This is a genomic window from Frankia sp. CcMO1 (assembly GCF_977945845.1).
This window is the reverse complement of record NZ_CDWTMG010000295.1, coordinates 1-5170: the sequence shown is the minus strand read 5'-3', so window position 1 is coordinate 5170 and position 5170 is coordinate 1. Positions and strand designations below refer to the sequence as shown.

Annotated in this window: 1 pseudogene; it reads left to right on the top strand. The window is 74.8% G+C overall.

The features are described from left to right. Positions 1-5170 (top strand): annotated as a pseudogene (locus AC08OU_RS22365) (beta-ketoacyl synthase N-terminal-like domain-containing protein); the annotation flags it as partial.

The window sequence follows — 5170 nt, the reverse complement described above, 5'->3', positions numbered from 1 at the left end:
GTCCGGTCCGGATCCCCGATCCGGCCCCGTCGCGTGGGCGGACGCCGGGCCGGGTCCGGGGAGCCGCTGGGACATCGGCGCGCTGACGAGCCGGTTGCAGGCGAGCGGGCCGCGTGGAGAGGCGCGGCGCCGGGTCTGGGCGGAGGTCACCTCGGTCGCGCAGGCGTGCGACGCGGTGGCGGCGGGGGCCGAGGGGCTGATCGCGCGAGGCAACGAGTCCGGGGGCCCGTAGGCGACCTCACCACCTTCACCCTCCTGCAACATCTGCTCGCGCAGGCGTTCGTCACCACCGAGGGCGCGCCGCTGCCCGTGTTCGCCGCTGGCGGGATCGGTCCGGCCACCGCGGCGGCCGCGGTGGCCGGCGGCGCGGCCGGTGTGGTCCTGGACTCCCAGCTCGCCCTGGTGCGTGAGATGGAGCTGCCGGCACAGGTCGCGGCGGCGGTCCGCGCGATGGACGGTAGCGAGACCACCCTCCTCGCCGGCTACCGGGTGTACACCCGTCCCGATCTTCCTGTCGCCGCTATGGCGGGCGACGCCACGGCGATCCCGTGCCGGCTGGGTGCGCGTGATCTGCGTAACCAGTTCCTCCCGGCCGGCCAGGACGGAGCGTTCGCCGCCGATCTCGCCGACCGCCACGTGACCGCGGGCGGTGTCGTACGGGCCGTGCGCCAGGGCATCCGCGAGGGCATCGCCGCCGCCACCCGTACCCGTACCCGTCCCCTCGCCCCCGGTGCGCCCTTCGCCGCTGCCCGCGGCCTGCGCCACCCGGTCGCGCAGGGACCGATGACGCGGGTCAGCGACCGGGCGGCGTTCGCCCGTGCCGTCGCCGATGAGGGCGGGCTGCCCTTCCTCGCCCTGGCGCTGATGAGCGGCGAGGACAGCCGCGCCCTGCTGGAGGAGACCGCGGACCTGCTCGGGGACGCGCCCTGGGGAGTCGGGGTCCTCGGGTTCGCCCCGGCACCGCTGCGGGCCGCCCAACTCGCCGCTGTGCATGACGTGCGTCCTCCCTGCGCGATCGTCACCGGAGGTCGCCCGGCACAGGCGGCCCCGCTGGAGGCCGCCGGCATTGACACGTTCCTGCACGTCCCGTCCCCGGGGCTGCTGAACCGCTTCCTGGCCGACGGCGCGCGCAAGTTCGTCTTCGAGGGGCGTGAGTGCGGCGGGCACGTCGGGCCGCGGGCGAGCTTCCCGCTGTGGGAGGCGCAGATCGCCGGCCTGCTGGAGTTCGGCGCGACCGATCAGGCCGGTCCGGACTTCTTCGCGGGCCTGCATCTGCTGTTCGCCGGGGGCGTGCACGACGCCCGTTCCGCTGCGATGGTCGCCGCGGCGGCCGGGCCGCTCGCAGAGCGGGGCGCGAGCGTTGGCGTGCTGATGGGCACCGCGTACCTGTTCACCGCCGAGGCCGTCGCGTCCGGGGCGATCCTGCCGGGTTTCCAGCAGGCCGCTCTCGACTGTAAGCGCACCGTGCTGCTCGAGACCTCTCCCGGTCACGCCACCCGGTGCGTGGAGTCCGCGTACGTCCACACCTTTCTGGGCCGTCGCCGTGAGCTGATCGCCGCCGGCCACTCCCGCCAGCAGATGTGGGAGGAGCTCGAGGCGCTCAACCTCGGCCGGCTGCGGGTCGCGAGTAAGGGCCTGCGCCGTGAGGGCAGCGAGGTCGTCACGGTCGATCCCGCGGCCCAGGCCCGGGAGGGCATGTACATGATCGGGCAGGCCGCCGCCCTGCGTTCGCGGCGGACGAGCATCGCCGAGCTGCATGACGAGGTCACCGCGCAGGCCACGGCCGGGCTCGCCGCCCGGGCCGCCGAGCTGCGACCCGCCGAGCTGCGGTCCGCCGACCGGATCGCGGCGCGCCCGAGCGTCCGGGCGCCCGGACGCTCGACATCGCGATCGTCGGGATGTCCGCGATCTTCCCGGATGCCCCGGACCTGGCCAGCTTCTGGGCGAACATCGTCGCCGGCAACGACGCTATCCGCGAGGTCCCGGCCGATCGCTGGGACGCCGAGGTCTACTACCACCCGGACGCGGTGCTCAGGGACGCCGGCCGCAGGACTCCGTCGAGATGGGGCGGTTTCCTCCCGCAGGTGCCGTTCGACGCGCTGGCCTATGGCATCCCGCCGAAGTCGCTGCGCAGCATCGAGACCAGCCAGCTCCTCGCGCTGGAGGTCGCCGCCCGCGCGCTGCGCGGCGCCGGGTACGACGTGGGCCAGAAGGAGGTGGGCCAGAAGACCGTCGGCGAGGGCCGGGCGTTCGACCGCTCCCGCACATCGGTGGTCTTCGGCACGGAGGCCGGGACGGATCTCTCCGGTGCCTACAGCTTCCGCTCCCTGTGGCCGGCGCTGCTCGGGGACCTGCCGGCCGAGCTGGAGGAGTTCCTGCCGGAGTTGGACGAGGACTCGTTCCCGGGCATGCTCGGGAACGTCATCGCCGGCCGGGTCGCCAACCGGCTGGACCTCGGCGGGGTGAACTTCACCGTGGACGCGGCCTGCGCGTCGTCGCTCGCCGCCCTTGACGCCGCCTGCAAGGAGCTCGTCGCGGGCACCTCGGACATGGTGCTGTGCGGCGGCGTGGACACTCACGCGGGCGCCCACGACTTCCTGCTGTTCTCCTCTGTCCATGCGCTGTCTCCGGGCGGGCGGTGCCGCAGCTTCGACGCGGGCGCCGACGGCACCAGCCTTGGCGAGGGGGTGGCTGTCATCGTGCTCAAGCGGCTCGCGGACGCCGAACGGGACGGCGACCGGATCCATGCCGTCATCCGGGCCGTCGCCGGTTCCTCCGACGGGCGGGCCCTGGGGCTGACCGCGCCGCGCAAGGCCGGCCAGGTGCTCTCCCTGGAACGGGCCTACGGGCGGGCGGGGATCTCGCCCAGCGAGATCGGTCTGCTGGAGGCGCACGCGACCGGAACGGTCGTGGGGGACCGCACCGAGCTCGCCACCCTCACCGAGGTCTTCACCAACCACGGTGCGACACCGGGCCAGTGCGCGGTGGGTTCGGTGAAGTCGCAGATCGGGCACACGCGAAGTGCGCGGCGGGCCTGGCCGGTCTGATCAAGATGGCCAAGGCCGTCGAGACCGGGGTGCGGCCGCCGACCCTGCACATCGACACGCCGAACACCTATTGGGACGCCGAGACCAGCCCGTTCTACTTCGACGGCGTCGCCAAGCCGTGGGTCGCCCCGGCCGAGCGGCGCCACGCCGGTGTGTCGGCCTTCGGATTCGGCGGCACCAACTTCCACGTCGTGCTGTCCGCCTATGACGGCGGACCCGAGCCCGCCCACGGCCTCGACCGCTGGCCCGCGGAGTTGTTCGTCGTCCGCGGCACCGACCGGGCGGCGGCCACCCGGGCGCTGAACCGGCTGGCCGGGCTGATCGCCGCGAACGACGCGGCCGGACGGCCGTTCCGCCTGCGTGACCTCGCCTCCACCGTCTGCGCGGAACGCGGCGGCCCGGTCCAGCTCGCGTTCGTCGCCGACGACCTCGACGCGCTGCCCGCCGCCATCGACCAGGCGCGCACGTTCGCGTCGAACCCTCGGGCGGGCCTGTTCGCCCGGGACCAGGACGCGGATCCGGGTGCCACCGCGTTCCTCTTCCCCGGCCAGGGCAGTCAGCGGCCCGGCATGCTCGCCGACCTGTTCATCGCCTTCCCACGGCTGCGGTCCGTGCTGGACCTCGCTCCCCGGTGGGCAGACACGATGTTCCCGCCGGCGGCCTTCTCCCGGGAGCAGAAGGCCGCCCAGGCAGCCGCGATTACTGACACCCGCGCGGCCCAGCCGACGCTGGGGCTCGCCGGGCTTGCCGTTCACGACCTGCTGACCAGTCTCGGGGTGCGCCCGGACCACGTTGCCGGGCACTCCTACGGCGAACTGGTCGCGCTGTGCGCCGCCGGGGTACTGGACCGGCGGGACCTCATCGGCCTGAGCGAGGCCCGTGCCGCGGCGATCCTGGCGGCCGCTGGCGACGACCCGGGCACGATGGCGGCGGTCTCCGCGTCGGTCGAGCAGGTCCGCGCCGCGCTCGACGGGGCCGGTGCGGGTGGGGAGGCCGGACCGGGCCGGGTCGTCGTGGCCAACCACAACGCCCCGCGGCAGAGCGTGATCTCCGGGCCGACGGACGCCGTTGCCGCCGCCGTGGCGGCTCTCGGCCGGGCCGGCATCAGCGCCAAGCCGATCCCGGTCGCGTGCGCCTTCCACAGCCCGGTGGTGGCGGGAGCGGCGACGGCGCTGGCCGCCCGGCTCGATGAGGTCGAGGTCGAGGCGCCGACCCTGCCGGTCTGGTCCAACACGACCGCCGGGCCCTACCCCGGCAGCCCGGACGAGGTGCGGGCGATGCTCGCCGGCCAGGTGGCGGCGCCGGTCAGGTTCGTCGAGCAGATCGAGGCGATGTACGCCGCGGGGGTGCGGACCTTCGTCGAGGCCGGGCCCGGCCGCGTCCTGGCGCAGCTCGTCGGCAGGATTCTGGCCGGTCGACCGCACCGGGTGGTGGCCACCGACGTCGCCGGCGAGCCGGGGCTGCGCCGGTTGCTGCTGGCCCTCGCCGAGCTCGCCGCCGTCGGCGTCGAGCTCGACCCCTCCGCGCTGTTTACCGGCCGCGACGCCCGGGTGGTCAGCGCGACGGACCTGCCGCGCCGTCCCGGCTGGCTCATCGATGGGGCCTACGTGCGCACGCCCGACGGCCGGTTCCTTCCCGGTGGGCTGCGGCCGCCGACCCGGCTGACGGCGCGGACGACTTCACCCGGGGTCGCCTCCGTGCCCGGGGTCGCCTCCGTGCCCGAGATCGCCTCCGTGCCCGAGATCGTCGGCGTGCCCGAGATCGTCGGCGTGCGCGGGTTCGTCGAGGACACCGTGACGCCGCCCCTCCCGTTCGACCGCACCGGCGTGACCGACCACAGCGAGACGACCGACGACCCGGCGGCGGGGCCCGCCGGACTGGCCGAACTTGGAGGTGACGGATCGGTGGACGCCGTGGTGCTGGAGTTCCTGCGGACCACCCGGGAACTGGTCGCGGCGCAACGTGACGTCGTACTGGGCTACTTGGGCATCGACCCGACTGGCCTGGCCCGGCCGGGCCAGCTTCCCGAGGGGCGGCCGGCGGACTTCGTGCCGCCGCGGCCCCGGGTCGTGTCGGACGACGTGTCGGACTTCGTGCCGCCGCGGCCCCGGGCCGTGCCGGAC